Genomic DNA, 25,223 nt, shown 5'->3' on the forward strand with positions numbered 1-25,223 from the left:
ACGACGCACGATCACACCAGCCCCAGCCGCTTCTTCACCCGTCCCGCGCCGGCGGAGATCAGGCGGTCGGCGATGATGGCGATGAAGGCGATGGCCAGTCCCGCGACGATGCCGCGTCCGGTGTCCGCCTTGGTCAGCGCGATATAGACCTCCTGGCCGAGGTCGCGCGTGCCGACCAGCGCGGTGATGACGAGCATCGACAGCGCGAACATGATGGTCTGGTTGATGCCGAGCAGGATTTCCGGCAGCGCCAGCTTCAGCTTGATCTTTGTGAGAAGCTGCCATGGCGTGCAGCCCATGGCGCGGCCTGCCTCGATCAGCCGCCGGTCGACCCGTCTGATGCCGAGCACCGTGTAGCGAATCGCTGGCACCACCGAATAGGCGACCACCGCGATCATGGCGGTGAAATCGCCGACGCGGAACAGCATCACCACCGGCATGAGATAGACGAAGGACGGCAGCGTCTGCAGCGTGTCGATCACCACCTGCACCCAGCGCCAGAGCTTTTCGCGCTCGGCGGTGAGGATGCCGATGGGAATACCGATCAGCGCCGCCACGATCACCGAGATGCCGCAGAGATAGACGGTGATCGTCGCCTTCTCCCACTGGCCGGTCGCCGCGATGAGCGTTGCCAGCGCGGCGACGAGCGTAGCCAGCCGCCAGCCGCCGAGCCGCCAGCCCGCGAAGGCGAGAAGGCCGGTCACGCCGAGCCACGGCAGTTCGCCAAGGAACCGCTTCGCCGGCACCAGCACGTTGAGCAGCACGGCGTTCTTCACGGCTTCCAGCGTGTCGAAGAAGTTTATGTTGATCCATTTGACGATCTCGTCCCAAAAGCTTCCGGTCGAGAGTTCGTGCACCTTTGGATAGTTCTGGATCGCCGGCAGGATCAAGCCGGCGAGCGCGGTGACGACAACCAGCGCCAGCGCGGCGAGCGTGTAGGGATGTCGTGCCGCGAAGCCGGCGTCGCCTCCGGCCGCCTGCGGCTGCGACGCCTTTCTCGCGAAAGCCTGGCTTAGCCGGTCGAGGGCGATGGCGAGCGCGACGATGGCGAAGCCGGCTTCGAGCCCCGCCCCGATCTGCAGGCGGCGAAGCGCGCCGAGCACGTCGAAACCGAGCCCGCCCGCGCCGATCATGGAGGCGATGATGACCATGTTGAGGGACAGCATGATCACCTGGTTGACGCCAACCATCAGGCTGTCCTGCGCGCTCGGCACCATGACGCGCCACGTCATCTGCCTGCGCGTGCAGCCGATCATGCGGCCGAGATCGAGGACTTCCGAAGGCACGCCGCGCAGCGCCAGCGCGGTGATGCGCGTCATCGGCGGCATAGCGTAGATGACGGTCGCGATCACGGCGGCGGTCGGGCCGAAGCCGAACAGGACGAGGATCGGCACGAGATAGGCGAAGACGGGAATCGTCTGCATCAGGTCGAGCAGCGGCGTGATGGCGCGTTCGACCGCCGGCCAGCGATAGGACGCGATGCCGAGCAGCAATCCGCCGATCACGCCGATGGGAACCGCGACGAGGATCGAGGCCAGCGTCACCATGGCGCTGTTCCACTGGCCGAACACGGCAAGGAAGCCGAAGCAGGCGGCGACCAGCAGGGCGAGCCTGCGCCCGCCGGCATGATAGCCCATCAGGGCGACGATTCCGATCACCGCGATCCATGACAGCGGAGGCACGATCTGCACCGCGCTCGACCCCTGTCCGGAGAGGAAGCCGGTGGAGAGCAGGCTGAGCGCGAAGCGGTAGGGCACGTCGATGATCGCGGCGATGAAACGCGTGAGTTCGGCGAAGGTGAAGAGGCCGAAATTGGCCTCGTTCACCAGCCATTTCATGAAATTGCCGATCCACTTTGCTGCCGGAACGAGCCATGCCTTCGGCCAGACGAAGGCCCAGCCGGCGTTTTGCTTGCCGAGAAGGCAGAGCCCGACGAACAGCACGCCCGCGACCAGCCAGAGGAGCGAGATGCGGCTCGTCATGCGCGGGGCGATGACGTCGCGGTGCGCGGTGTCGAGGACAGGAAGGGTCATGGGGAGGCGCCACCAGCTCCCTCCCCCTTGCGGGGAGGGTGGCCGGACGTAGTCCGGCCGGGTGGGGTACGTGCGGCAGTGCTCGACGTTCTGTTGGCGTCGTGCGGGTGGAGGGCACCCCACCCTCCCCTCGAGAGGGAGGGAGCGCCGGCCACAAGGTAGCTCACGTCGCTCACAATCATCCCCGCATCATCAGATCGACGACATCCGCGCGCTGGAGCGCCCCGGCGGTGTTCCCGTCGGCATCCTCCACGCGCAAGAGGTCAGCGCCGGACTGGAAAAGCGGCGCCGCTTCCGCCACCGTCGCGCGCTCTTTCACCGCCGCGCCGTTTAGCCCCGCCGGCGCTGCCTTCATGATCGAGCCGACGCGCACGACCTTCGCCCTGGTGACGCTGCGCGTGAACTCGGCCACGTAGTCGGTGGCGGGGCTGAGCACCAGCTCTTCGGGCGTGCCGCATTGCACGATCGCGCCGTCCTTCATGATGGCGATGCGATCCGCCAGCCGGATCGCCTCGTCGAAATCGTGCGTGATGAAGACGATGGTTTTCCGCAGCACCGATTGCAGCCGCATGAACTCGTCCTGCATCTCGCGCCGGATCAGCGGATCGAGCGCCGAGAACGGCTCGTCGAGAAACCAGAGCTCCGGCTCGACCGCCAGCGAGCGCGCGATGCCGACGCGTTGCTGCTGGCCGCCGGAAAGCTCGCGCGGAAAGAAGTTCTCCTTGCCGGCGAGGCCGACGAGCTCGACCATCTTTCGTGCCCGCACCTCGCGCTGGCTGCGCTCCACGCCCTGCACTTCCAGCGGGAAGGCGACGTTGGACAGCACCGTCATGTGCGGCAGCAGCGCAAAGTTCTGGAATACCATGCCCATCTGGTGACGGCGGATTTCGACCATCCGGCTTTCGGACGCCGCGAGCAGGTTCTCGCCGTTGAACAGGATCTCGCCCGCCGTCGGCTCGATCAGGCGCGAGAGACAGCGGACAAGCGTGGACTTGCCGGACCCCGACAGGCCCATGATGACGAAGATTTCGCCGGTCTCGACTTCGATATTGACGTCACGGACCGCGCCGACGAGACCGGCGCGCGCCAGATCCTCACCCGAAGGCTGGCGCCCGCCGGAAAACTGTTCCGCGGCGCCGGCGCCGAAAACCTTCCAGACGTTCCGGCAGACGAGTTTACCAGTCATCGCGCGGCTGTGGCGGGCGTCTACTTCTTGATCCAATCCGACCAGCGCGGCTCGTTGGCGGCCATCCACGCCTGCACCGTCTCGCTCACCGACTTGCCGTTGATGTCGACGTCGGTGATCATCTGGCCCATCTCGTCATTGTTGACGGTGAAAGCCTTGATCGCCTGGTAGGCGCCTGGCCACTTGTCCTTCACGCCGGCCCAGCCGACCTTCCAGATCTCGCCGAAGGGTTTTCCGCAATCGTAGAGCGCATCCGGGTTGGAGCCCCATTTCGGGTCGGTGTAGCACTCCTTGGTGTATTGCGGGAATTCGATCCACTCGCCCTTGTACTTGGCCGGCGCCCAATGCGGCGCGTAGATCCATAGCAGGATCGGCGCCTGCCGCTGATAAGCGCTTTCCAGCTCGGCGAAGAGCGCGGCGTCGGTGCCGGCATGGATCACCTCGAAAGGCAGGTCGAGCGCCTCGACGCGCTCGTCGTCGAAGCCGCCCCATGTGACCGGCCCGCCGAGATAGCGGCCCTTCGGCGCGGTCTCCGCCGTCGAGAAGGCTTCGGCGCAGGCCTCATCCTTCAGTGCTTCCCAGTTGGGCAGGCCGGGGCATTTCTCCTTCATATATTCCGGAAACCACCATTCTTCCTTGGCCTGCATGCCGGTCGGGCCGAAATTCTCCGTCTTGCCGGTGGCGAGCGAGGCGTCCATGGCGTCACGGCCGGTCGTCTCCCACATTTCCATCGCCACATGCAGGTCGCCGGTTTCCAGCCCGGCGAACTGCGCCAGATAGTCGGCCTGCACATATTCGACGCTGTAGCCGGCCTTCTTCAGCACTTCGCCCATGATCTCGGTGGTGATGAGCTGACCGGTCCAGTCATGCAGCGTCAGCTTGATGGGATCGGTGGATTCCTGTGCGACGGCCGGCGTCAGCGCGACGGCGCTGGAAAAGGCCAGCGCGAACGCGGCATGTTTCAATGAGAAAAAGCGCATATGGAGCCTCCTGCTCGCCCGATGGCTATTGTTAGCGACATGCCGGCTCTCGTGTCCGGTTCTGCCTGGTTCCCGTTCCCACTGTCTTGCACTTGGTGTTGAGTTGTCAACGCAACTCTGTGGTTTTCTTTGTGATTTTGTGACGAACCGGTTGTAATTAGCCTGGAGTGCGGGGAATATGCCCGCAAAATCGGGCAGCTCATCGGGTCAGGGAACGACATGAACCATTCCAAGCGCCATGGCGAGATTCTGCGCCTGCTGCAGGAGGAGGGGACGATCACCATCGCCGCTCTGGCGGAGCGGCTGAACGTGTCGCTGGAAACCATCCGCCGCGACGTGAAGCCTCTCACCAATGACGGTTCGGTGCTGAAGATGCACGGCGCGATCAGCCTGCCGTCGCTGGCGGGCGAGGCGCCGTTCGAGCGGCGCATGCGCGAGAACGCCGAGGCCAAGCGCGCCATCGCGCGCCGGGTCGCGGCGACGATACAGGACGGCGATTCCGTCATGCTGGACACCGGCACGACGACGAGCTTTCTGGCCCGCGAGCTGATCGGCCACCGCCGGCTCACCGTCATCACCAATTCGTCCGACATCGCGCGCACGCTCGCCACCGTAAACGGCAACAAGGTCTATATGGCCGGCGGCGAGCTGCGCAGCGACAGCGGCGCGGCCTTCGGCGTCTCGGCGATCGAGTTCGTCAGCCGCTTCACGGTCGCGCATGCGGTCATCTCGGTCGGCGCCATTGATGCCGCGATCGGCGTCATGGACTACGATCTCGACGAGGCGGAATTCGCCCGCATGGTGCTTTCGCGCGGCGCCCGCACCATCGTCGTGACGGACCATACGAAATTCGGCCGCCATGGCCTCGTCAAGGTGTGCGACTTCGCGGATGTCCGCGAATTGTTTACCGACCGCCTACCGCCCCGCGATGTCGCACTGGCGTTGCAGGAGGCCGGCGTGCAGGTGACCGTCGCCAACGGCTTGCGCGAGGCGGCGGCCTGATCGGGTAAGAGGCAGCCGGCGCTGGCGCGTCGGCGCGGCTTCGTTATGATCGCGCCTCATGGCCTTCACGCTCCGCCAGCTCCAGTTCTTCGTAGCGGTCGCCGAGCGCGGGTCCGTGCTGCGGGCCGCGCAGCATCTGTCGATCTCGCAATCCTCCGTCACCGAGGCGATCAAGGAGCTTGAGCGCGACCTCGGCGTCGAGCTTTTCGACCGCCATCCGCGCGGCCTGACCATCACGCACAAGGGCCATCAGTTCCTGCGTCATGCGACCAAGATCCTGGCCGACGTGTCCGACGCCCGCCGCACCTTTTCCGGCGAACAGGCGGCGGCCGGACGCCTGCAGCTCGGCGTCACCTCGCTCGTCGCCGGCTATGTGCTTTCCGATCTGCTCGCGCGCTACCGCCGTGCCTTTCCCGGCGTCGAGGTCACAGCGATCGAGGACAATGGCGACTATCTCGAACATCTGCTCATCGGCGGCGAACTGGATGTCGCCGTCATGGTCATCTCGAATTTGCGGGACCGCATGGCGTTGCAGGCCGAGATCCTGGAGGTCTCGCCTTACAGGCTCTGGCTGCCGCTCGGCCACAAGCTGTCCTCTGCCGAGATCATCGGCATCAACGACGTCGCCAGTGAGCCGCTGATCATGCTCACCGTGGACGAGATCGAGGAGAATACGGGCAAGCTGCTGGTGGCGCTCGGTGCGCGGCCGCATGTCGCCTTCCGCACGCGCTCCGTAGAGGCCGTGCGCAGCCTCGTCGCCACCGGCGCCGGCATCGCGCTGCTGCCCGATCTGGTCTACCGCCCGTGGTCGCTGGAAGGAGACCGCATCGAGTCCCGCGACGTGTCGGGCTCGCTGCCGGTGGTGCAGGTAGGCATGGTCTGGCGGCGCGGCTCCAGCCTGCCGGAATCGGCGCGCGATTTCATCGGCATCGCCCAGACCCACCGCAGCGGGCGCCAGCGTTCTTAGGATTGTGCGCTGGACTTGCCGGCCGGAAGACTGTCACCATGTTCTTTCGTCTTAGGCACCTGAATGCCGTCGACATCCTTGCGAAAGACCGGAGCGAACATGCAGATCGGAATGATGGGACTGGGGCGGATGGGCGCCAACATGGTGCGCCGGCTGATGCGCGGCGGTCATGATTGCGTCGTCTACGACATCAATCCGGCGAGCGTCGAGGCGTTGGCGAAGTCGGGCGCGACCGGTGCCTCTTCCGTGGAAGAGTTCGTCGGCAGGCTTGAAAAGCCCCGGGTTGTCTGGCTGATGCTGCCGGCGGCGATCACCCGGCGCGTCGCCGAGCAGGTCGCCGCCTTGCTGGAGCCGGGGGACATTGTCATCGACGGGGGCAATTCGCACTATCATGACGCCGTCGATCAGGCGGCGAAGTTCGCCGAGCGCGGCCTGAGCTTCGTCGATGTGGGCACCAGTGGCGGCGTCTGGGGGCTCGACCGCGGCTACTGCCTGATGATCGGCGGGCCGGATGCGGCCGTCCGTCACCTCGATCCGGTCTTCGCGGCGCTCGCCCCCGGATCCGACGAAGGCGTTCCCGCTGCCTCCGGGGACCTTGGCACCGCGCATCTCGGCTACCTGCATTGCGGTCCGAGCGGCGCCGGCCACTTCGTGAAGATGGTTCACAACGGCATCGAATATGGCGTGATGGCCGCCTATGCCGAGGGTATGAACATCCTCAAATCCGCCAATGCAGGCAAGCGCCCGCGCGAGGCCGACGCCGAGACCAGCCCCTTGCCGACGCCGCAATATTATCAGTTCGACATCGATCTGGCGGCAGTCGCCGAGGTCTGGCGGCACGGCAGCGTCATCGGCTCGTGGCTGCTCGATCTCACCGCCGCAGCACTCAAGGACGACCCGGCACTGAAGGCTTTCGGCGGACGCGTGTCGGATTCCGGCGAGGGTCGCTGGACGCTGAAGGCTGCGATCGACACCGGCGTGCCGGCGCCTGTCCTGTCTTCAGCCTTGTTCGACCGCTTCAGTTCGCAGGGGGAGTCGGAATTCGCCGACAAGCTGCTCTCGGCGATGCGTTTTGCCTTCGGCGGACATGCTGAGAAACCGAAGGGCTGAGATCAAGTCGCCGCATCCGAGCGGTTTAGGTATCGGAATTTCCGATAACTCGGTTCTCTCGAATGGAAATTGCGAAACCTCTAAATTCGTATCACGTTGACGATCAGAGTTACGCCGCCACCGGAGAGCGGCCCTCGAATGGGAGACGTGACGATGAAATCCTTTCTGAAGACGTGTACGGCATTGACGCTTTCGCTCGGCATGGCCGGACAGGCGCTGGCGCAGGTGAAGGAGATCGGCGCAGGCGAAGGTCAGGTGAACATCATCGCCTGGGCGGGCTATATCGAACGTGGCGAGACCGACAAGGCGTTCGACTGGGTCACCAAGTTCGAGGAAGCGACGGGCTGCAAGGTCAACGTCAAGACGGCGGCCACCTCGGACGAGATGGTCGCGCTGATGAACGAAGGCGGCTTCGACCTCGTCACGGCGTCCGGCGACGCCTCGCTTCGCCTCATCGCCGGCAAGCGCGTGCAGCCGGTCAACGTGGACCTCATCAAAAGCTGGTCGGCAGTCGACGACCGCCTCAAGGACGCCCCGTGGCACACGGTCGACGGCGTCCACTATGGCGTCCCCTACATGTGGGGTCCGAACGTCCTCATGTATAACACCAACGCCATCAAGACGAAGCCGACTTCGTGGAAGGTGGTGTTCGAGGAGACGACACTGGACGACGGCAAGTCGAACAAGGGACGCGTGCAGGCCTATGACGGCCCGATCCATGTCGCCGACGCCGCGCTCTATCTGATGACGCACAAGCCCGATCTCGGCATCAAGGACCCGTATCAGCTCAACGAGGACCAGTACAAGGCGGCGCTCGAACTACTGCGCCAGCAGCGCACGCTCGTCGGCCGCTACTGGCATGACGCCTTCATCCAGATCGACGACTTCAAGAACGAGGGCGTGGTCGCGTCCGGGTCGTGGCCGTTCCAGGTCAACCTGCTGAAGGCCGACAAGCAGCCGGTCGACTCGGTGTTTCCGGACGAAGGCGTGACAGGGTGGGCCGACACGACGATGATGCATGTCGACAGCGCCAACCCTAACTGCTCCTACATGTGGATGGAGCATTCGCTGTCGTCGAACCTCCAGAGCGATCTCGGCGTGTGGTTCGGCGCCAACCCGTCGGTTCCGGCGGCCTGCACGGATGGTCGCGGCATGCTGACCAAGGAGACCTGCACTGCCAACGGTTTCGACAATTTCGAGAAGGTCCACTTCTGGACGACGCCGACCACGAAATGCGCCACCCAGAACGACCAGTGCGTGCCGTACTATCGCTGGGTCTCCGATTACATCGGCGTGATCGGCGGCCGCTGATCAACTCCTACCCTTCCCCCTTTTGGGAAGGTCGACACGAGGCGGCGGGGTGAAGTCAGACAAATCTGTCCGCTCACCCTTGCTCGCTCCTGTGGCGCGACCTCTCGCATGAGGGAGGTGAGGCGCAGCCACGCTTCCGCAGTGTAGAAGAGCCATGACCGCAGCCGTTTCGTTTCAGAAAGTCTCGCGCCATTTCGGCTCCGTCCGCGCGGTCGACGCCGTCGATCTCGACATCAGGCCCGGCGAGTTCTTTGCCATGCTCGGGCCTTCGGGCTCCGGCAAGACGACCTGCCTGCGCCTGATCGCCGGTTTCGAGCAGCCCACCGCCGGCCACATCGAGATATTCGGCGAAAGTGCGGACGGGGTGCCGCCCTACCGGCGCAATGTCAACACGGTCTTTCAGGACTATGCGCTCTTTCCGCACCTCAACGTGCTGGACAATGTCGCCTACGGCCTGATGGTGAAGGGTGTCGGCAAGACGGAGCGGCTGGCGCAGGCCGAGGATGCGCTGAAGCTGGTGCAGCTTCCCGGATATGGTGCGCGCCGGCCGGGTCAACTGTCCGGCGGCCAGCGTCAGCGCGTGGCGCTTGCCCGCGCGCTCGTCAATCAACCCAAGGTGTTGCTGCTCGACGAGCCGCTGGGAGCGCTCGACCTCAAGCTGCGCGAGAACATGCAGGAGGAGCTGAAGCTCCTGCAAAAATCGCTCGGCATCACCTTCGTCTTCGTGACCCACGACCAGGGCGAGGCGCTTTCGATGGCCGATCGCGTCGCCGTCTTCAACGACGGCAGGATCATGCAGGTCGGCACGCCGGAGGAAATCTACCAGAAGCCGCAAACCCGCTTCGTGGCGGATTTCGTCGGTTCGTCCAACGTGCTGCCGCCCGACTTCGTGCAGCGCTATTCGGGGCAGCGGCGCTGGGGCAGCCTGCGGCCCGAGCAGATTCGCGTCGCCCGCGCCACAAGCGGCGACGGCGTGCCGGCCCGTGTCGTTGCGAAGAACTATCTCGGGGCGGCGACGCGGCTCGCGCTCGATGCATCGGGCCTGCGCCTGCACGCCACGCTGCCGGCCGGCGCTCCGGTGCCGGAGGCGGGCGAAGACGTGATCCTCACCTTCAATCGCGAGCATCTGCACGTCATGGAGGGTGAGGGGTGAGCGCTCTGCAGGCTTCCGCCCCGGCCATCCAGCCATCGACCGGCGGCATTGCCGGTGCGCTGTCGGATCTTTTCTGGCGGCGGCCGAAGGTGCCGCTGCTTTTGATGCTGCTCCCGCCGGTTCTCTGGCTCGGCATCGTCTATCTCGGCTCGCTCCTTGCGCTTCTGCTGCAGAGCTTCTTCTCGATCGACGAGTTCTCGGGCCTCGTGAACCGCGAGTTCACGCTGAAGACCTATGGGGAATTGCTGCAGCCTTCCAATCTGGACATCATCGTCCGCACGGTGTCGATGGCGGCGCTGGTGACGCTGGCTTCGGCCGTGATCGCGTTTCCCATCGCCTATTTCGCGGCCCGCTATGCGCGGGGCAAATGGAAGGCGCTGTTCTATCTCGGCGTGATGATGCCACTGTGGTCGAGCTATCTGGTCAAGATCTATGCCTGGAAGCTGATCCTCGCCAAGGAAGGCATCCTGACCTGGTTCCTCGGCAAGGTGCATCTGAACTGGCTGCTCGACGCATGGCTGTCGCTGCCGGTCGTCGGCGGCAATTCGCTTTCGGTATCCTTCACCGGCACGTTCATCGTCTTCGTCTATGTCTGGATGCCGTTCATGATCCTGCCGATACAGGCCGCACTCGAGCGCGTGCCCGGCAATCTGGTCGAGGCGTCGTCCGACCTTGGCGCCTCGCCCAGCCAGACGTTTCGCAACGTGCTCTTTCCGCTGGCGCTGCCTGGCATCGTGGCCGGCTCGATCTTCACCTTCTCGCTGACGCTCGGCGACTACATCATCCCGCAGATCATCGGCACGTCGCGGCTGTTCATCGGCCAGGCCGTCTACGCCCATCAGGGCACCGCCGGCAACATACCGCTCGCCGCCGCCTTTTCCGTCGTGCCGATCGTCGTGATGGGTATCTATCTCTGGGGCGCCAAACGCATGGGGGCGTTCGATGCGCTCTGATCCCAACACCCGCGCGCCGCTGGCGTTGAAGATCGCCGCCGCCGGCGGGCTGCTTTTCCTGCATCTGCCGATCCTGCTGATCTTCGTCTACGCCTTCACGACGGAAGAGAAGAGCTATCAGTGGCCGCCGCCGGGGCTGACGCTGCAATGGTTCGCCGTCACCTGGAACAGGCCGGACGTGTGGGAGGCCCTGAAACTGTCCGTGCAGGTCGCGTCCATTGCCACGGCCATCGCGCTGGTGCTCGGCACGCTGTGCGCCGCCGCCATCTCCGGCACGAAGTTCTTCGGCCGCGAGGCGATCTCGCTGCTGGTCATCCTGCCGATCGCACTGCCCGGCATCATCACCGGCATCTCGCTGCGCTCGGCCTTCTCGCTGATGGAGATACCCTTCTCCACCTGGACCATCATTCTCGGTCACGCCACCTTCTGCGTGGTCGTCGTCTACAACAACGCGGTGGCGCGGTTCCGGCGGACCTCCAGATCGATGATCGAGGCCTCGATGGACCTCGGCGCCAACGGCTTCCAGACCTTCCGCCATGTCGTGCTGCCGAACATCGGCACCGCCCTCGTGGCCGGCGGCATGCTGGCCTTCGCGCTGTCCTTCGACGAGGTGATCGTCACCACCTTCACCGCCGGCCAGCAGCAGACGCTCCCGATCTGGATGCTGGAAGAGCTTGTCAGGCCGCGCCAGCGGCCGGTCACCAATGTCGTGGCGATGGTCGTCGTGCTGGTCACGCTGCTGCCGATCCTCGCCGCCTATTACCTCACGCGCGACGGCGATCAGATCGCCGGGGCGGGAAAGTGAAAACAGTGATCAGTGAACCGTGAGCGGCGAACAGTGAAACCCTGACTGCTCGGTTCACTGCTCGCTGTTTACGGTTCACCGATCCCAACAGGGAGAACACCATGGACACCAGAATGCTGATCGGCTCGAAGTTCGAGGCCGGCACTGAGACGGAGGAAGCCGTCCTCAATCCGAAAACCGGCGAAACGATCCTCGACCTGCCCGAGGCGAGCCAGTCGCAGATCGAGGCGGCCGTGGCGGCGGCCGAACGGGCCTTCGCCACATGGTCGCGCACGACGCCTTCCCAGCGCTCCGGCTATCTTCTGCAGATCGCCGACGCCATCGAGAAGAACGCAGAAGTGTTCGCGAAGCTGGAAGCGCTGAACTGCGGCAAGCCGATCAACGCGGTGCTGAACGACGAGATCCCAGCCATTGTCGACTGCTACCGCTTCTTCGCCGGTGCGGTCCGCACCATGCCGGGGGCGATCGCTGGCGAATATCTTCCGGGCTTCACCTCGATGATACGCCGCGACCCGATCGGCCTCGTCGCCTCCATTGCACCGTGGAACTATCCGCTGATGATGATGGCGTGGAAGCTAGCGCCGGCGATCGCCGGCGGCAACACGGTGGTTTTCAAGCCATCCGAGCAGACGCCGCTGACGGCGCTGAAGCTCGGCGCGCTTCTGGCCGACATCCTGCCGGAAGGGGTCGTCAACATCGTGCTCGGCCGGGGCGAGAGCGTCGGCAACACGCTGATCAATCATCCGAAGATCAACATGATCTCCATCACCGGTGACGTCGCCACCGGCAAGAAGGTGCTGCAGGCCGCCGCCAAGTCGGTCAAGCGCACCCATCTGGAGCTTGGCGGCAAGGCTCCGGTGATCGTCTTCGACGACGCCGATCTCGACGCCGTCGTCTCCGGCCTGCGCGCCTTCGGCTATTACAATGCCGGGCAGGATTGCACCGCCGCCTGCCGCATCTATGCCGGCAGGAAGGTCTACGACAAGCTCGTCGCCGATCTCTCCTCGGCTGTCTCGACCATAAAGTTCAACCAGCCGGACGATACGGAAAACGAGATCGGACCGCTCATCTCGAAGCGTCAGCGCGACCGTGTAGCCTCCTTCGTCGAGCGCGCCGCCGAACTGAAGCATATCGAGATCACCACCGGCGGCAAGCCGGGCGAGGGTGGCGGCTTCTTCTATCAGCCGACCGTGGTCGCCGGCGCGCTGCAGGAAGACGAGATCGTGCGCCGCGAAGTTTTTGGGCCGGTGGTTTCGGTGACGCGCTTCTCGGATGTGGACGAGGCGGTGAACTGGGCCAACGACAGCGACTACGGCCTTGCCTCATCGGTCTGGACGAAGGATGTCGGCCGCGCCATGGCGACGGCGTCGCGGCTGCAATATGGCTGCACCTGGATCAACACGCACTTCATGCTGACCAACGAGATGCCGCATGGCGGCCTGAAGCAGTCCGGCTATGGCAAGGACATGTCGCTCTACGCGCTGGAGGACTACACCGCCGTCCGGCACGTCATGGTCGCTCACTGATCGGCCGCCTGCGCCGGCTTTGGCTCCGCCGTCCGGCATGGCGAGGCCCTATGAATCCGCCCGGAGCGCACCTATTCCGGGCATGATACCGACCGAGGGATAACGCACCATGTCCGCCAACGCTTCACTTCAGTCACGCCGCGTCGCCGCCGTACCGCGCGGCGTCGGCACGGCCTTTCCCGTCTTCGCCGACCGCGCGCAGGATGCCGAGGTCTGGGACGTTGAAGGCAAGCGCTACATAGACTTTGCAGGCGGCATCGCGGTGCTCAACACCGGCCATCGTCACCCCAAGGTGATCAAGGCGGTCAAGGACCAGCTCGACCGCTTCACCCATACCTGCTTCCAGGTTCTGCCCTATGAGCCCTATCTCGAACTTGCGGAGCGGCTGAACAAGCTCGCGCCCATCAAGGGAGAGGCGAAGACGATCTTCCTGTCGACAGGCGCGGAAGCCGTCGAGAACGCCATCAAGATTGCGAAAGCCCATACGGGCCGTCCCGGCGTCATCGCTTTTTCTGGCGCGTTTCACGGACGCACCACCCTCGGCATGTCGCTCACCGGCAAGGTAGCACCCTATCGTAAGAAGTTCGGGCCGGCGCTGCCCCACATCTACCACCTGCCATTCCCGACGCTCGACAATGGCATGACGGTCGCCGACACGCTGCGGGCGATGGAATTCCTCTTTCGCGCCGACATCGAACCGGCGCAGGTCGCGGCCATCATCATCGAACCCGTGCAGGGCGAGGGCGGCTTCCATCCCGCGCCGACCGAACTGCTGGAAGCGATCCGCGCCACCTGCGACGAGCATGGCATCGTCATGATCGCCGATGAGATCCAGACCGGCTTCGCGCGCACGGGAAAGATGTTCGGCATCGAGGTGAGCGGCGTCGAGCCGGACCTCATCACCGTGGCAAAGTCTCTGGCCGGCGGGTTCCCGCTGTCCGGCGTCGTCGGCAAGGCCGAAATCATGGACGCGCCGGAACCGGGCGGCCTCGGCGGCACCTATGCCGGCAATCCACTGGCGCTGGTGGCCGCGCTCGCCGTGCTCGACGTGATTGAGGAGGAAAAGCTCATTGCGCGCGCCGAACATGTCGGCCGCAAGATCAGGGACGCGGTCGTCAAGGCTTCGCAGCGCAACGACACGGTGCCGGTGGCGAATCTGCGCGGGCCCGGCGCCATGGTCGCCTTCGACATCGTGAAGAAGCGCGGCACCAATGACCCGGACGCCGACACTACAAAGCGCGTTATCCAGTCGGCCATAGGCGACGGTCTCGTGCTCCTTTCCTGCGGCGTGCATGCCAACACGCTGCGCATCCTCGTGCCGCTGACGGCTTCGGACGCGGTGCTCGATGAGGGTCTTGCCAAGCTGGAAAAGGCGTTGGTGGCGGCCAACGCATAGCCGTCTCGCGCGACAGCTTGCGCCCTTCGCGGAAACCTGCAATCTGGTCGGACCAGATTGCAGGGAGGGCGATCAGTGAAAATCGGCTTTAACATGTTCCTGTGGACGACCAATGTCGGCAGGAAGCACGAACCCATTCTTCGCGACATCAAGGCGACCGGCTATGACGGCGTCGAGATACCGATCTTCGAGGGCACGCCGGACGATTTCGCGCGCCTCGGCGACATGCTCGACCGTATCGGATTGGAGCGCACCGCCGTCACCGCCATGGGCGACCCCGCCATGAACCTGATCGGCGATGCGGCCGCCCGCAAGGCCGGTATCGCCTACATGAAGTGGGCGCTGGATTGCTGCGCCGCGCTCGGCGCGGACAAGATCATGGGGCCGATGCATTCGACGCTTGGCCATTTCAGCGGCACGGGACCGACCGCGGCGGAAGGGAAGCGTTCCGTTTCCTCGCAGCGCGCCATCGGCGATCATGCGATGAAGCGGGGCGTCACCGTGGGACTTGAGGCGCTGAACCGCTTCGAATGTTATCTGCTTAACACCATGGCGGATCTCTCGGAACACATCGACGAGATCGGGCACCCGAACATCAAGGGTATGTATGACACCTTCCACGCCAATATCGAGGAAGCCGATCCGGTCGGGGCCTATACGAAGCATGTGAAGGACATCGTCCACATCCACATCTCCGAGAATGACCGGGGCGTGCCGGGACGCGGCAACATACCGTGGGCGGAGACCTTCGCGGCCATCCGCAACAGCGGTTATGACGACTGGCTAACCATCGAGGCGTTCGGGCGCGGCCTGAAGGACCTTGCGGCGGCAACGAAGGTCTGGCGCGATTTCGCGGAAAGCCCCGAAGCTGTCTATCGCGACGGCTTCAGGCATATCAGGGAAAGCTGGAAGAAGGCCGGGAAGGCGTAGGGCACCGGAAGGATACCAGGGCACTTTCAGGTATCTTCTTGCTGCATGGCTTGCCCACTCGATATGAGGAATAATCATATCGAGTGGGCACGCATGACATTGAAACTACAGACCATCATCTGCAGCATCCGCCCTGGGCGCATCGGCCCCAAAGTCGGCGAATGGTTTCACGGCGTGGCAGCCGGCCATGGCGGGTTCGAGGCGGAACTCGTCGATCTCGCGGATTTCCACCTGCCGCTGCTCGACGAGGCGAAGCATCCGCGCATGCAGCAATATGAGCATGACCATACGAAGAAATGGGCGGCCAGCGTGGCGTCGGCGGACGCCTATGCTTTCGTCACGCCCGAATACGATTATTTTCCGCCCGCCTCGCTCGTCAACGCCGTGCAGTTCGTCGCACGGGAATGGCATTACAAGCCGGCCGGCATCGTCAGCTATGGCGGCATTTCGGGAGGGTTGCGCGCCGCCCAGGCAGAAAAGCTGCTGTTCACTGCCGTCAAGATGATGCCAATGGCGGAAGGTGTGCCGATTCCGATGGTGACTCAGCATATCGGCGAAGACGGCGTATTCCGGCCCACCGATGTGATTGCCGATGGTGCGAAGCTGATGCTGGACGAACTTCACAAATGGGCGACGGCGCTCAAGCCGCTGCACGCCGGCTGAACGGCGTGATCTGATTCCTGAAAGCTGAGGCTTCGGCCCTGCTACCCCTGCGAAGCGGCGATGTTCGATGTCGCCTCGCCGGCCGCATTGCCCTTGTCGCCGGGGACACCGGCATCGGCCTGCTCGGCCTGAAACAACGACACGGGTGCGGATGGCCGTCTGATCTTCATGGCCGCCTCCTTGACGATCGGCAGCATGCCTTCGCCGCCCGCGTCGAACACTTCGAAGAAATGCCGCCGCATGCGCGGCTCCCAGAACTTGTTGATGTGCTCGGCAACGCCGGCAACGCCTTCGTCATGCGGCTTGGACAGGAAGAAGGTGCCGATCTGGTTGGCCATGCGGATGATCTTGGCGATCACCAGATCGCCGTGACTCTCCTCATGCGACATGGCGCTTGTCTCCCTCTGCCGATCTGCCTGCGCCGGAAATCACGCGTCCGGCATGGGTAAAAACGTCGAACTCGTCGCCACGCACCAGCGCCACCAGCGTCATGCCAGCTTCTTCGGCCGTGCGTATCGCCAGCGCGGTTGGCGCCGACACGGCGATGATGAACGGTGCGCCGATGGCCGCCGTCTTCTGCACCATCTCGACGGACACGCGGCTGGTGACGACGACCGCGCCGCTTGCGCCCCCGGTGCCCGCCTTGCTTAGCGCGCCGGCCAGTTTGTCGAGCGCATTGTGCCGTCCGACATCCTCGCGCGCCGCGACGATGCCCGCGCCCGGCAAGTAGAAGCCGGCGGCGTGAACCGCGCCGGTCTCCGCATGCAGGGGCTGCTTCCTCGAGAGCAGCCGCACCGCCTCGCTGATCTGGTTCGCATTCAACGCAAGTCGCGAGCGGCCGACGGCTTCGACGCTGCGCATCGCTTCCTCAATGGATTCGATGCCGCACAAACCGCATCCGACCGGGCCCGCTAGCCGCCGTCGCCGCGCCTCGAAACGCGTATTCGCCTTGTCTCTGAGCCGGATCTGGATGTCGATACCCGCGCCGAGGTCCTCCACTTCGATTGCCTCGATCTCGTCAGGCGAGGCGACGATACCCTCGGTCAGCGAGAAGCCGAGCGCGAAATCCTCGAAATCCGCCGGCGACGCCATCATTACCGCATGCGTCGTGCCGCCATAGGAAAGTGCGATCGGCATTTCCTCCGGAACCGCGCGATTCGCGGTGAAATCGCCGGCCACGCGATGCGCGATGCGGGGCGCGGTGGCAAGGGGAGGGCGGGTCATGACGCGACCTGCCGATGGCGGGGCGGAGGTGCTACGCGCCACATAGCCCTGTCTACTCCGCAGCTTCCAGATGCCCCTCGATCCGCCGGCTGCGGCGCGACAGTTCCTCGTACTCCCGCTGCCAGTCGCTCGGGCCGTTGGACGGCATCACCTGAACCGCCGTCACCTTGTATTCAGGGCAGTTGGTGGCCCAGTCGGAGAAGTCGGTGGTGATGACGTTGGCCTGCGTGTCCGGGTGGTGGAAGGTCGTGTAGACCACGCCCGGCGCGACACGCTCCGTGATCAGCGCGCGCAGCGTCGTCTCGCCGGCGCGGGAGGAGAGCCGCACCCAGTCGCCGTCGCGGATGCCGCGTTGCTCGGCGTCGTGCGGATGGATCTCCAGCCGGTCTTCCGCGTGCCACACGACATTCTCCGTGCGCCGCGTCTGCGCGCCGACATTGTATTGCGACAGGATGCGGCCGGTCGTGAGCAGAAGCGGGAAGCGCGGCCCGGTCTTCTCGTCGGTCGCGACATATTCGGTGCGGATGAACTTGCCCTTGCCGCGCACGAAGCCGCCGACATGCATGATCGGCGTGCCTTCCGGCGCCTTCTCGTTGCATGGCCACTGCACGGAACCCATACGCTCCAGAAGGTCGTAGGAGACATTGGCGAAGCTCGGCGTCGTCGCCGCGATCTCGTCCATGATCTCGGACGGATGAGTGTAGTTCCAGTCGAGGCCCATGGCGCGGGCCATCTCCTGCGTCACCTCCCAGTCGGCATAGCCGTTCTTCGGCGCGATCACCTTTCGCACGCGATTTATTCGACGTTCCGCGTTGGTGAAGGTCCCGTCCTTCTCCAGGAAGGTCGAGCCCGGCAGGAAGACATGCGCGTAGTTGGCCGTCTCGTTGAGGAAGAGGTCGTGGACGACCACGCATTCCATGGCGGCGAGGCCGGCCGAAACGTGCTTCGTGTCGGGGTCGGACTGCAATATATCCTCACCCTGCACGTAGAGGCCCAGGAAGGTGCCTTCCACGGCCGCGTCCAGCATGTTCGGGATGCGCAGGCCCGGCTCGTTGTCGAGCTTCACGCCCCACAGCGCCTCGTAGATGTCACGCGTTTCCTCGCCCGAAATATGCCGGTAGCCCGGCAGCTCATGCGGGAACGAACCCATGTCGCAGGAGCCCTGGACATTGTTCTGGCCGCGCAGCGGGTTCACGCCGACACCGCGACGGCCGATATTGCCCGTCGCCATTGCGAGATTGGCGATCGCCATCACCGCGGTGGAGCCCTGGCTGTGCTCGGTGACGCCGAGGCCGTAATAGATGGCGGCGTTGCCGCCGGTCGCGTAGAGCCGGGCGGCCTGCCGGATGCGTTCCGCCGGCACGCCGGAAAGCTTCTCGATCGCTTCCGGGCTGTTGCTCTTGTCCGCGACGAAGGCCGCCCAGTCCTCGAATTCCGACCAGTCGCAACGCTCGCGGATGAATTTTTCGTTGAACAACCCTTCCGTCACGATGACATGCGCCAGCGACGTGACGACCGCGACGTTCGTGCCGGGCTTCAGCGGCAGATGGCAAGTGGCCTTGGCGTGGACGGAATCCACCGTCTCGGTGACGCGCGGATCGAGCACGATCAGCTTCGCGCCTTGTCGGATGCGCTTCTTCATGCGCGAGGCGAAGACCGGGTGCGCAGCGGAGGGATTCGCGCCGATCACCATGATGACGTCCGCCTCGTCGACGGAATCGAAATCCTGCGTGCCGGCCGAGGTGCCATAGGTCTGGCCGAGACCGTAGCCGGTCGGCGAATGGCAGACGCGGGCGCAGGTATCGACATTGTTGTTGCCAAAACCCTGCCGCACCAGCTTCTGGACGAGATAGGTCTCCTCATTGGTGCAGCGCGAGGATGTGATGCCGCCCACCGCGCCGCGCCCGTATTGGTACTGGATGCGCCGGAACTCGCTGGCGATGTGGGCAAACGCCTGTTCCCAGCTCACCTCGCGCCACGGATCGGAAATCTTCTCGCGGATCATCGGGTTGAGGATACGGTCCTTATGGGTGGCATACCCGTAGGCGAAGCGGCCCTTGACGCAGGAATGCCCGTGATTGGCCATGCCGCCCTTGAAGGGCATCATGCGCACGATCTCGTCGTTCTTGATCTCGGCCTTGAAGGAGCAGCCCACGCCGCAATAGGCGCAGGTGGTGACGACGGATCGCTCCGGCATGCCCTTTTCGAGCACGGATTTCTCGCGCAATGCATCGGTCGGGCAGGCCTGCACGCAGGCTCCGCAGGACACGCATTCGGAACCGATGAAGTCCTCGTGCATGCCGGGGACGATGCGCGACTCGAAGCCGCGTCCCTCAATCGTCAGGGCGAAGGTTCCCTGCACCTCCTCGCAGGCGCGCACGCAGCGCGAGCAGACGATGCACTGCGCCGGATCGTAGGCGAAATAGGGGTTGGACTCGTCGCGGACGAGGTAGTCGACGGTCAGCGAGCCGTGGCCCGGCGCGACGCCTTCATCCGGCTTGACGTGGTTGCGGCCGCCGACGCCGTAGCGGTTCTCGGTGAGGCCTACCGACCGCGCCACCTGGTCGAACTCGCTGGCGCCTGTGCCGGCCTTCTCGTTCCAGCCCGTCGGATGGTCCGAGACATAGAGCTCCATGACGCCGCGCCGGATGGCGTCCAGCCGGTCGCTTTGCGTGCGCACGACCATGCCCTCGCCGACCGGCGTCGTGCAGGAGGCGGGAGTGCCGTTGCGGCCCTCGATCTCGACCAGGCAGATGCGGCAGGAGCCGAACGAGTCCAGCATGTCCGTCGCGCACAGTTTCGGAATCTCGACGCCGGCTTCCATCGAGGCGCGCATGATCGACGTGCCCTCGGGCACCGTGATGGCGCGACCGTCGACGGTCAGCGTCACCTGCTTCTGCGCCGTCGAGGCAGGCGTGCCGTAGTCGATCTCTTCCACCAGCGTCGGGATGTCGGCCATGATGTTCATCGTCCGCTCCTATTCCGCAGCCACGCGCACCGGCGCCGGCTTGAAATCCTCGGGGAAGTGGGTGAGGGCGCTCATCACCGGATAGGGCGTGAAGCCGCCGAGCGCGCAAAGCGAGCCGAACTTCATCGTGTTGCAGAGGTCTGTGACGAGCTCAAGATTCTTCTCCGGCTGGATACCGGCCGCCACCTTGTCCAGCGTCTCCACCCCGCGCGTCGAGCCGATGCGGCATGGCGTGCACTTGCCGCAGCTCTCGACGGCGCAGAACTCCATGGCGAAACGCGCCATCTTCAGCATGTCGGCCGTGTCGTCGAACACGGTGATGCCGGCATGGCCGATCAGCCCGTCCTTCGCCGCGAAGGCTTCGTAGTCGAACGGCGTGTCGAACAGCGCGCGCGGGAAATAGGCGCCCAGCGGCCCGCCGACCTGCACCGCCTTGACCGGGCGTCCGCTCGCCGTGCCGCCGCCGATGCCGTCGACGATCTCGCCCAGCGTCAGGCCGAAGGCGGTCTCGAACAAGCCGCCATATCTGACATTGCCGGCGATCTGGATCGGGATCGTGCCGCGCGAGCGGCCCATGCCGAAATTCTTGTAGAACTCCGCGCCCCTGTCCATGATGATCGGCACGGAGGCGAGCGAGATCACGTTGTTGATCACGGTCGGCTTGCCGAAAAGCCCTTCTATCGCCGGCAGCGGCGGCTTGGCGCGGACCACGCCGCGCTTGCCCTCCAGCGAGTTGAGCAGCGACGTCTCCTCGCCGCAGACATAGGCGCCCGCGCCGACCCGCACCTCCATGTCGAAGGCATGGGCGGAGCCGAGCACATTGACGCCGAGCACCCCGGCGCGCCGCGCGATCTCGACCGCCTTCCGCATCTTGACGACGGCGTGCGGATATTCGGAGCGGATATAGATGAAGCCCTTCGTCGCGCCGGTCGCGATGCCGGCGATCGCCATGCCCTCGATGAGCACGAAGGGATCGCCTTCCATGACCATGCGGTCGGCGAAGGTGGCGCTGTCGCCCTCGTCGGCATTGCAAACGATGTATTTCCGGTCGGCGACGGCGTTGAGCACCGTATTCCACTTGATGCCAGTCGGGAAGCCGGCGCCGCCGCGTCCGCGCAGGCCGCTGTCCGTAACCTGCTTGACGATGTCGGCGGGCGCCATCGACACAGCCTTCCTCAGTCCGGTCAGGCCGCCATGCGCGCGGTAGTCGTCAAGCGACAGCGGGTCGGTGATGCCGCAGCGCGCGAAGGTCAGGCGGATCTGCCGCGCAAGGAAGGGCAACTCCTCCGGATTGCCCAGCGACAGGCTATGCATGCCGCCCGTGGCGAGGCCCGCATCGAACAGGCCCGGCACGTCCCTTGCCTTCACTGGCCCATAAGCGACGCGGCCGAATTCGGCCGCCACTTCGATCATCGGCTCCAGCCAGAACATGCCGCGCGATCCGTTGCGGACGATCTTCGCATCGATGCCGCGCGCCGCGATTTCGGCCACGACAGCCTTCGCGACTTTTTCGGCGCCCAGCGCCAGCGCGGCGGAATCGTCGGGAATATAGATGGTGACGGTCATGTCCGCACCGCCTCGACGATCTCCTCGATCGCCTCATCATCGACGCGGCCTATCACTTCTCCGTCGAGCATGGCCGACGGCCCGCAGGCGCAGAGGCCGAGGCAATAGACCGGCTCGAGCGTCACAGAACCGTCGCTCGTCGTCTCGTGGAAACCGATGCCGAGCGCCTGCTTCACCTTCGACGCGACGCCGTCCGAGCCCATAGACTGGCAAGCTTCCGCCTGGCACAGCTTCAGCACGTGCCGGCCGGCCGGAACCTTGCGATAGTCGTGATAGAAGCTCACGACGCCGTAGACCTCGGCCCGCGACATGTTCAGTTCATGCGCGATGACGGGCAGGGACTCCCTCGGAACGTATCCGAACTCTTCCTGAAGGTCGTGAAGGATGGGCAGCAGAGGACCTTCAAGATCCTTCAGGCCTGCGATCACCTCGACGGTGCGCTGCTCGATCTCGGTACTTGCGGGCTGCATCGCCATGCAGCGCCCTCCCTGAATCCGCGTCACGCCTGACGCTAAGTTCTTATCACAGCAGAAGAAACCGCCAGGATCAATAAAGCTGTGCCGTGGTTTGATAGAAGATTTCTATCAAACTTCGGACTCTTTATCGATATCGCGGCGGGCGCGGCGGAAATCGTCCGCAAGCGTCATCGCCTCGTCCAGCAGCGCCGCCACCAGCGGCGTATGCGGCTCGCGCGGCGTCGCGACCAGCCCGACCGTATGGCTGGCATCCGGCTTGACGATGGGAATGGCGCGGATCGGCTCCGCGAAGCCGAAGGTTTCAGCGAGGTTGAGCGGCATGATCGACGACCACTTGCCCGTGCGGATATGCGAGAAGAGCACGATCATCGAGTTGGACTCCAGCGTCGGCCTCACGACGACGCCGGCTTCGCCGAGATGCTGGTCGATGATGCGCCGGTTCTGCATGTCGGGCGTCAGCAGGCAGAGCGGCAACTCGCTGATCTCGGCCCACGATACCGTTTCGCGTTCGGAATATCTGGTGCCGGCGGCGGTGATGAGCTGGTAGCGCTCGGAATAGAGCGGCACGGAGACGACCCGACCGAGCGGCTCGTTCTCCAGATAGGTGATGCCCGCATCGACATCGAAATTGGCGAGCATGGACAGCGTCTCGATGGAGGTACGCGACAGGATCGAAAAGGTGACGCCGGGGTGCTTCTCGCGGAACGGCGTGGTGAGCCGCGGGATCATCGCCAACGCCGTCGGTATCGCGGCGATGCGGATGCGGCCGGTCAGGCCGCGCTTGGCGGCGCGCATTTCCTCCCGCATGGCGCGCGCGTCGCCGGTAATGCGCCGAGCCCAGGAAAGCACCTGTTCGCCCTCCGGCGTCAGGCCCTGGAAGCGCGAGCCGCGCTGCACCAGCATGACGCCGAGCTGGTCCTCGAGCTGCTTGATCGCGGCCGACAGGGTCGGCTGGGTGATGCCGAGATCCTCGGCGGCGCGGCCGAAATGCCGGGCCTTGGCCAGCGCCATGAAGAATTCGAGCTTGTCGATCATGGCCCGAGCCTAGAGAGGTTCGGATGCGGAAGAAAGACGGCGACAGGAGAAGGCCTGCCGGCCGTTGGCGCCAGCAGCTTCCTTGGCCTCCCTCTCGAACCACAGCCGGCCGCGACCATGGCGACGCTTGGTTCGCGCGGCCCGATGGACTATCTGAACGGCTGAACCAGTCGGGCAAGGCCAATGAACGTCACCAGAGAAGCCGTCATCGAGAAGCTGAGGACCGTCAACGGTCCCGATTTTTCGGGCAACATCGTCGATCTCGGCCTGGTGTCCGAGATTTTCATCGCCGATTCGAAGGTGTTCTTTTCCGTCACCGTACCTGCGGCGCGCGCGCAGGAACTCGAGCCGCTGCGTGCAGCGGCGGAGCGCGCCGTGAAGTCGATACCGGGCGTCGCCGGGGCTGTCGTGGCGCTGACAGCGGAAAAGAAGGGCGGCGGCATGGAAGCCGCGCAGCCGCGGCCCGTCCCGAAGCCAGCACAGGCGCGTGCCACTGCAACACCTCCGGCCCCGCCGTCGCAGACCAGCGGCCGCCGCGGCGTTCCCGGCATCGCCTCGATCATCGCGGTCGCGTCCGGGAAGGGCGGCGTCGGCAAGTCGACCACAGCCGTCAATCTGGCTCTCGGTCTGGCCGCCATCGGCCTGAAGGTCGGCATACTGGACGCCGACATCTACGGCCCCTCCATGCCGCGCCTGCTCGGCGTGACGGGAAAGCCAGAGACGGTCGACGGCCGCATTCTGAGGCCGAAGGAGCGCTACGGGCTCAAGGTCATGTCGATGGGTTTCCTCGTCGAGGAGGAGACGCCGATGATCTGGCGCGGGCCGATGGTCATATCGGCCCTCACCCAGATGCTGCGTGAAGTCGAATGGGGTCCCCTCGACGTGCTGGTGGTCGACATGCCGCCCGGCACGGGCGATGCGCAGCTGACCATGGCGCAGCAGGTGCCGCTGGCCGGTGCGGTCATCGTCTCGACCCCGCAGGATCTGGCGCTGATCGATGCGCGCAAGGGCCTCAACATGTTCCGCAAGGTCGACGTGCCGCTGCTCGGCATCGTCGAAAACATGAGCTACTTCATCGCTCCCGATACCGGCAAGCGCTACGATATCTTCGGGCATGGCGGCGCGCGCAGGGAGGCGGAGCGGCTTGGCGTCGCCTTTCTCGGCGCGGTGCCGCTGGAGATGCGGACGCGCGAAACCTCGGACGCCGGCACGCCGGTCGTGGTGGCGGAGCCGGAAAGCGCGCAGGCGAAGGTCTATCGCGACATCGCCGCCAAGGTCTGGTCGCGGCTGCGGGAGGAGCGCGGCGCAGCCGAAGCCGCCGTTCCGCAGATCGTGTTCGAGTAGCGGTTACGACGCGCGCTATGCGCCGACCTTCTCCCCGAAGGTCGAGAAGAATTCGCCCGCCAGCTTCTTCGACGTCGAGGTGATCAGGCGGCTGCCGAGCTGCGCGATCTTGCCGCCGACATCGGCCTTTGCCTCGTATTTCAACAGGGTCATACCTGGGCCGTCCTCGGTCAATGTGACGTCCGCGCCGCCCTTGGCGAACCCGGCTATGCCACCCTTGCCCTCGCCCTGGATGGTGTAGGAATTCGGCGGGTTCAGGTTCTTCAGCGTCACCGCGCCGTTGAAGGTTGCCTTGATCGGCCCGATCTTCAGCACGACCGTGGCCGCGAGATCGTTGTCGGAGGTCTTTTCGAGGCTTTGACAGCCGGGGATGCACTGTTTCAGGACTTCCGGATCGTTGAGCGCGGCCCACACCTTGTCGATCGGCGCCGCGATCTTCTCCTCGCCTTCGATAACCAGAGCCATGCGATCCTCCTGCCTTGCGGGTTCTATCTGGTACCCCGGCGTCGCGAAGCTGTCCATCGCGCCGAGAGTGAAGATTCGGCGTAGGCTTGAAGGAGGCGGGACGAGTTCCGGAAGCTCTCCGTAGTGTCTG

Annotated in this window: 22 protein-coding genes; 12 read left to right on the forward strand and 10 right to left on the reverse strand. The window is 64.9% G+C overall.

From position 1 onward, the window contains the following. Positions 1–11: 11 nt before the first annotated feature. From M9955_08715 to M9955_08725, 3 genes are all read right to left on the reverse strand, one after another. Positions 12–2,033 (reverse strand): ABC transporter permease subunit, encoded by a 2,022-nt coding sequence (locus M9955_08715; protein ID MCO5081724.1) that lies wholly within the window; start codon positions 2,031–2,033, stop codon positions 12–14. 178 nt (positions 2,034–2,211) lie between these two features. Next, positions 2,212–3,219, reverse strand: coding sequence for a betaine/proline/choline family ABC transporter ATP-binding protein (locus M9955_08720; protein MCO5081725.1), 1,008 nt, complete (start codon positions 3,217–3,219; stop codon positions 2,212–2,214). A gap of 20 nt (positions 3,220–3,239) precedes the next feature. After that, positions 3,240–4,199 (reverse strand): ABC transporter substrate-binding protein, encoded by a 960-nt coding sequence (locus M9955_08725; GenBank protein MCO5081726.1) that lies wholly within the window; start codon positions 4,197–4,199, stop codon positions 3,240–3,242. Positions 4,200–4,418: 219 nt separating this feature from the next. Between M9955_08725 and M9955_08730 the strand changes: the two genes are divergently transcribed. The 11 genes from M9955_08730 to M9955_08780 all read left to right on the forward strand — a co-directional run bounded on the left by M9955_08730 (position 4,419) and on the right by M9955_08780 (position 16,015). Continuing rightward, entirely contained in the window at positions 4,419–5,201 is a 783-nt protein-coding gene (locus M9955_08730) for a DeoR/GlpR family DNA-binding transcription regulator (GenBank protein ID MCO5081727.1), read from the forward strand. A gap of 58 nt (positions 5,202–5,259) precedes the next feature. Beyond that, entirely contained in the window at positions 5,260–6,168 is a 909-nt protein-coding gene (locus tag M9955_08735; protein ID MCO5081728.1) for a LysR substrate-binding domain-containing protein, read from the forward strand. A gap of 99 nt (positions 6,169–6,267) precedes the next feature. Beyond that, positions 6,268–7,278, forward strand: a complete 1,011-nt coding sequence (gene gnd, locus M9955_08740; protein MCO5081729.1) for a decarboxylating 6-phosphogluconate dehydrogenase — start codon at positions 6,268–6,270, stop codon at positions 7,276–7,278. Between the two features lie 153 nt (positions 7,279–7,431). Beyond that, positions 7,432–8,589, forward strand: a complete 1,158-nt coding sequence (locus M9955_08745; protein ID MCO5081730.1) for an ABC transporter substrate-binding protein — start codon at positions 7,432–7,434, stop codon at positions 8,587–8,589. Positions 8,590–8,743: 154 nt separating this feature from the next. Next, positions 8,744–9,742: an ABC transporter ATP-binding protein gene (locus M9955_08750; protein ID MCO5081731.1), complete on the forward strand. Its 999-nt coding sequence runs from the start codon at positions 8,744–8,746 to the stop codon at positions 9,740–9,742. A 5-nt stretch (positions 9,743–9,747) separates the two neighbouring features. Further along, positions 9,748–10,695: an ABC transporter permease gene (locus M9955_08755; protein ID MCO5081732.1), complete on the forward strand. Its 948-nt coding sequence runs from the start codon at positions 9,748–9,750 to the stop codon at positions 10,693–10,695. Continuing rightward, positions 10,685–11,500, forward strand: a complete 816-nt coding sequence (locus M9955_08760) for an ABC transporter permease (GenBank protein MCO5081733.1) — start codon at positions 10,685–10,687, stop codon at positions 11,498–11,500. The genes M9955_08755 and M9955_08760 overlap by 11 nt, the downstream gene beginning before the upstream one ends. Before the next feature lie 101 nt (positions 11,501–11,601). Continuing rightward, complete coding sequence (locus M9955_08765) at positions 11,602–13,026, forward strand: gamma-aminobutyraldehyde dehydrogenase (GenBank protein ID MCO5081734.1); 1,425 nt, start codon at positions 11,602–11,604, stop codon at positions 13,024–13,026. Between the two features lie 109 nt (positions 13,027–13,135). Continuing rightward, complete coding sequence (gabT, locus tag M9955_08770; GenBank protein ID MCO5081735.1) at positions 13,136–14,422, forward strand: 4-aminobutyrate--2-oxoglutarate transaminase; 1,287 nt, start codon at positions 13,136–13,138, stop codon at positions 14,420–14,422. Positions 14,423–14,497: 75 nt separating this feature from the next. Beyond that, a complete protein-coding gene (locus M9955_08775) occupies positions 14,498–15,352 on the forward strand; it encodes a sugar phosphate isomerase/epimerase (protein ID MCO5081736.1) in 855 nt (284 codons plus the stop codon). A 93-nt stretch (positions 15,353–15,445) separates the two neighbouring features. Beyond that, on the forward strand, positions 15,446–16,015 hold the full coding sequence (locus M9955_08780) for an NAD(P)H-dependent oxidoreductase (protein MCO5081737.1): 570 nt from the start codon (positions 15,446–15,448) through the stop codon (positions 16,013–16,015). Between the two features lie 41 nt (positions 16,016–16,056). Here M9955_08780 and M9955_08785 read toward each other — a convergent pair whose 3' ends face one another. The 6 genes from M9955_08785 to M9955_08810 all read right to left on the reverse strand — a co-directional run bounded on the left by M9955_08785 (position 16,057) and on the right by M9955_08810 (position 23,284). Continuing rightward, the gene (locus M9955_08785; GenBank protein MCO5081738.1) at positions 16,057–16,404 is read right to left on the reverse strand and encodes a formate dehydrogenase subunit delta; all 348 of its coding nucleotides are present in this window, start codon (positions 16,402–16,404) and stop codon (positions 16,057–16,059) included. Further along, the gene (gene fdhD / locus M9955_08790) at positions 16,394–17,239 is read right to left on the reverse strand and encodes a formate dehydrogenase accessory sulfurtransferase FdhD (GenBank protein MCO5081739.1); all 846 of its coding nucleotides are present in this window, start codon (positions 17,237–17,239) and stop codon (positions 16,394–16,396) included. The genes M9955_08785 and fdhD overlap by 11 nt, the downstream gene beginning before the upstream one ends. A 52-nt stretch (positions 17,240–17,291) precedes the next feature. Then, positions 17,292–20,207: a formate dehydrogenase subunit alpha gene (fdhF, locus tag M9955_08795; GenBank protein MCO5081740.1), complete on the reverse strand. Its 2,916-nt coding sequence runs from the start codon at positions 20,205–20,207 to the stop codon at positions 17,292–17,294. A 9-nt stretch (positions 20,208–20,216) separates the two neighbouring features. Further along, positions 20,217–21,773 (reverse strand): NADH-quinone oxidoreductase subunit NuoF, encoded by a 1,557-nt coding sequence (locus tag M9955_08800; GenBank protein ID MCO5081741.1) that lies wholly within the window; start codon positions 21,771–21,773, stop codon positions 20,217–20,219. Next, a complete protein-coding gene (locus tag M9955_08805) occupies positions 21,770–22,249 on the reverse strand; it encodes a formate dehydrogenase subunit gamma (protein ID MCO5081742.1) in 480 nt (159 codons plus the stop codon). Before M9955_08805 ends, M9955_08800 begins: the two co-directional genes overlap by 4 nt. 108 nt (positions 22,250–22,357) lie before the next feature. Further along, the gene (locus M9955_08810; GenBank protein MCO5081743.1) at positions 22,358–23,284 is read right to left on the reverse strand and encodes a LysR family transcriptional regulator; all 927 of its coding nucleotides are present in this window, start codon (positions 23,282–23,284) and stop codon (positions 22,358–22,360) included. A gap of 183 nt (positions 23,285–23,467) precedes the next feature. Between M9955_08810 and M9955_08815 the strand changes: the two genes are divergently transcribed. Beyond that, on the forward strand, positions 23,468–24,628 hold the full coding sequence (locus M9955_08815) for a P-loop NTPase (protein MCO5081744.1): 1,161 nt from the start codon (positions 23,468–23,470) through the stop codon (positions 24,626–24,628). A gap of 15 nt (positions 24,629–24,643) precedes the next feature. Here the strand turns inward: M9955_08815 and M9955_08820 are convergent, their stop codons facing one another. After that, a complete protein-coding gene (locus M9955_08820) occupies positions 24,644–25,093 on the reverse strand; it encodes a carbon monoxide dehydrogenase subunit G (GenBank protein ID MCO5081745.1) in 450 nt (149 codons plus the stop codon). Positions 25,094–25,223 lie beyond the last annotated feature (130 nt).

It is taken from the genome of Rhizobiaceae bacterium (assembly GCA_023953845.1).
Lineage (GTDB): Bacteria > Pseudomonadota > Alphaproteobacteria > Rhizobiales > Rhizobiaceae > Arvimicrobium.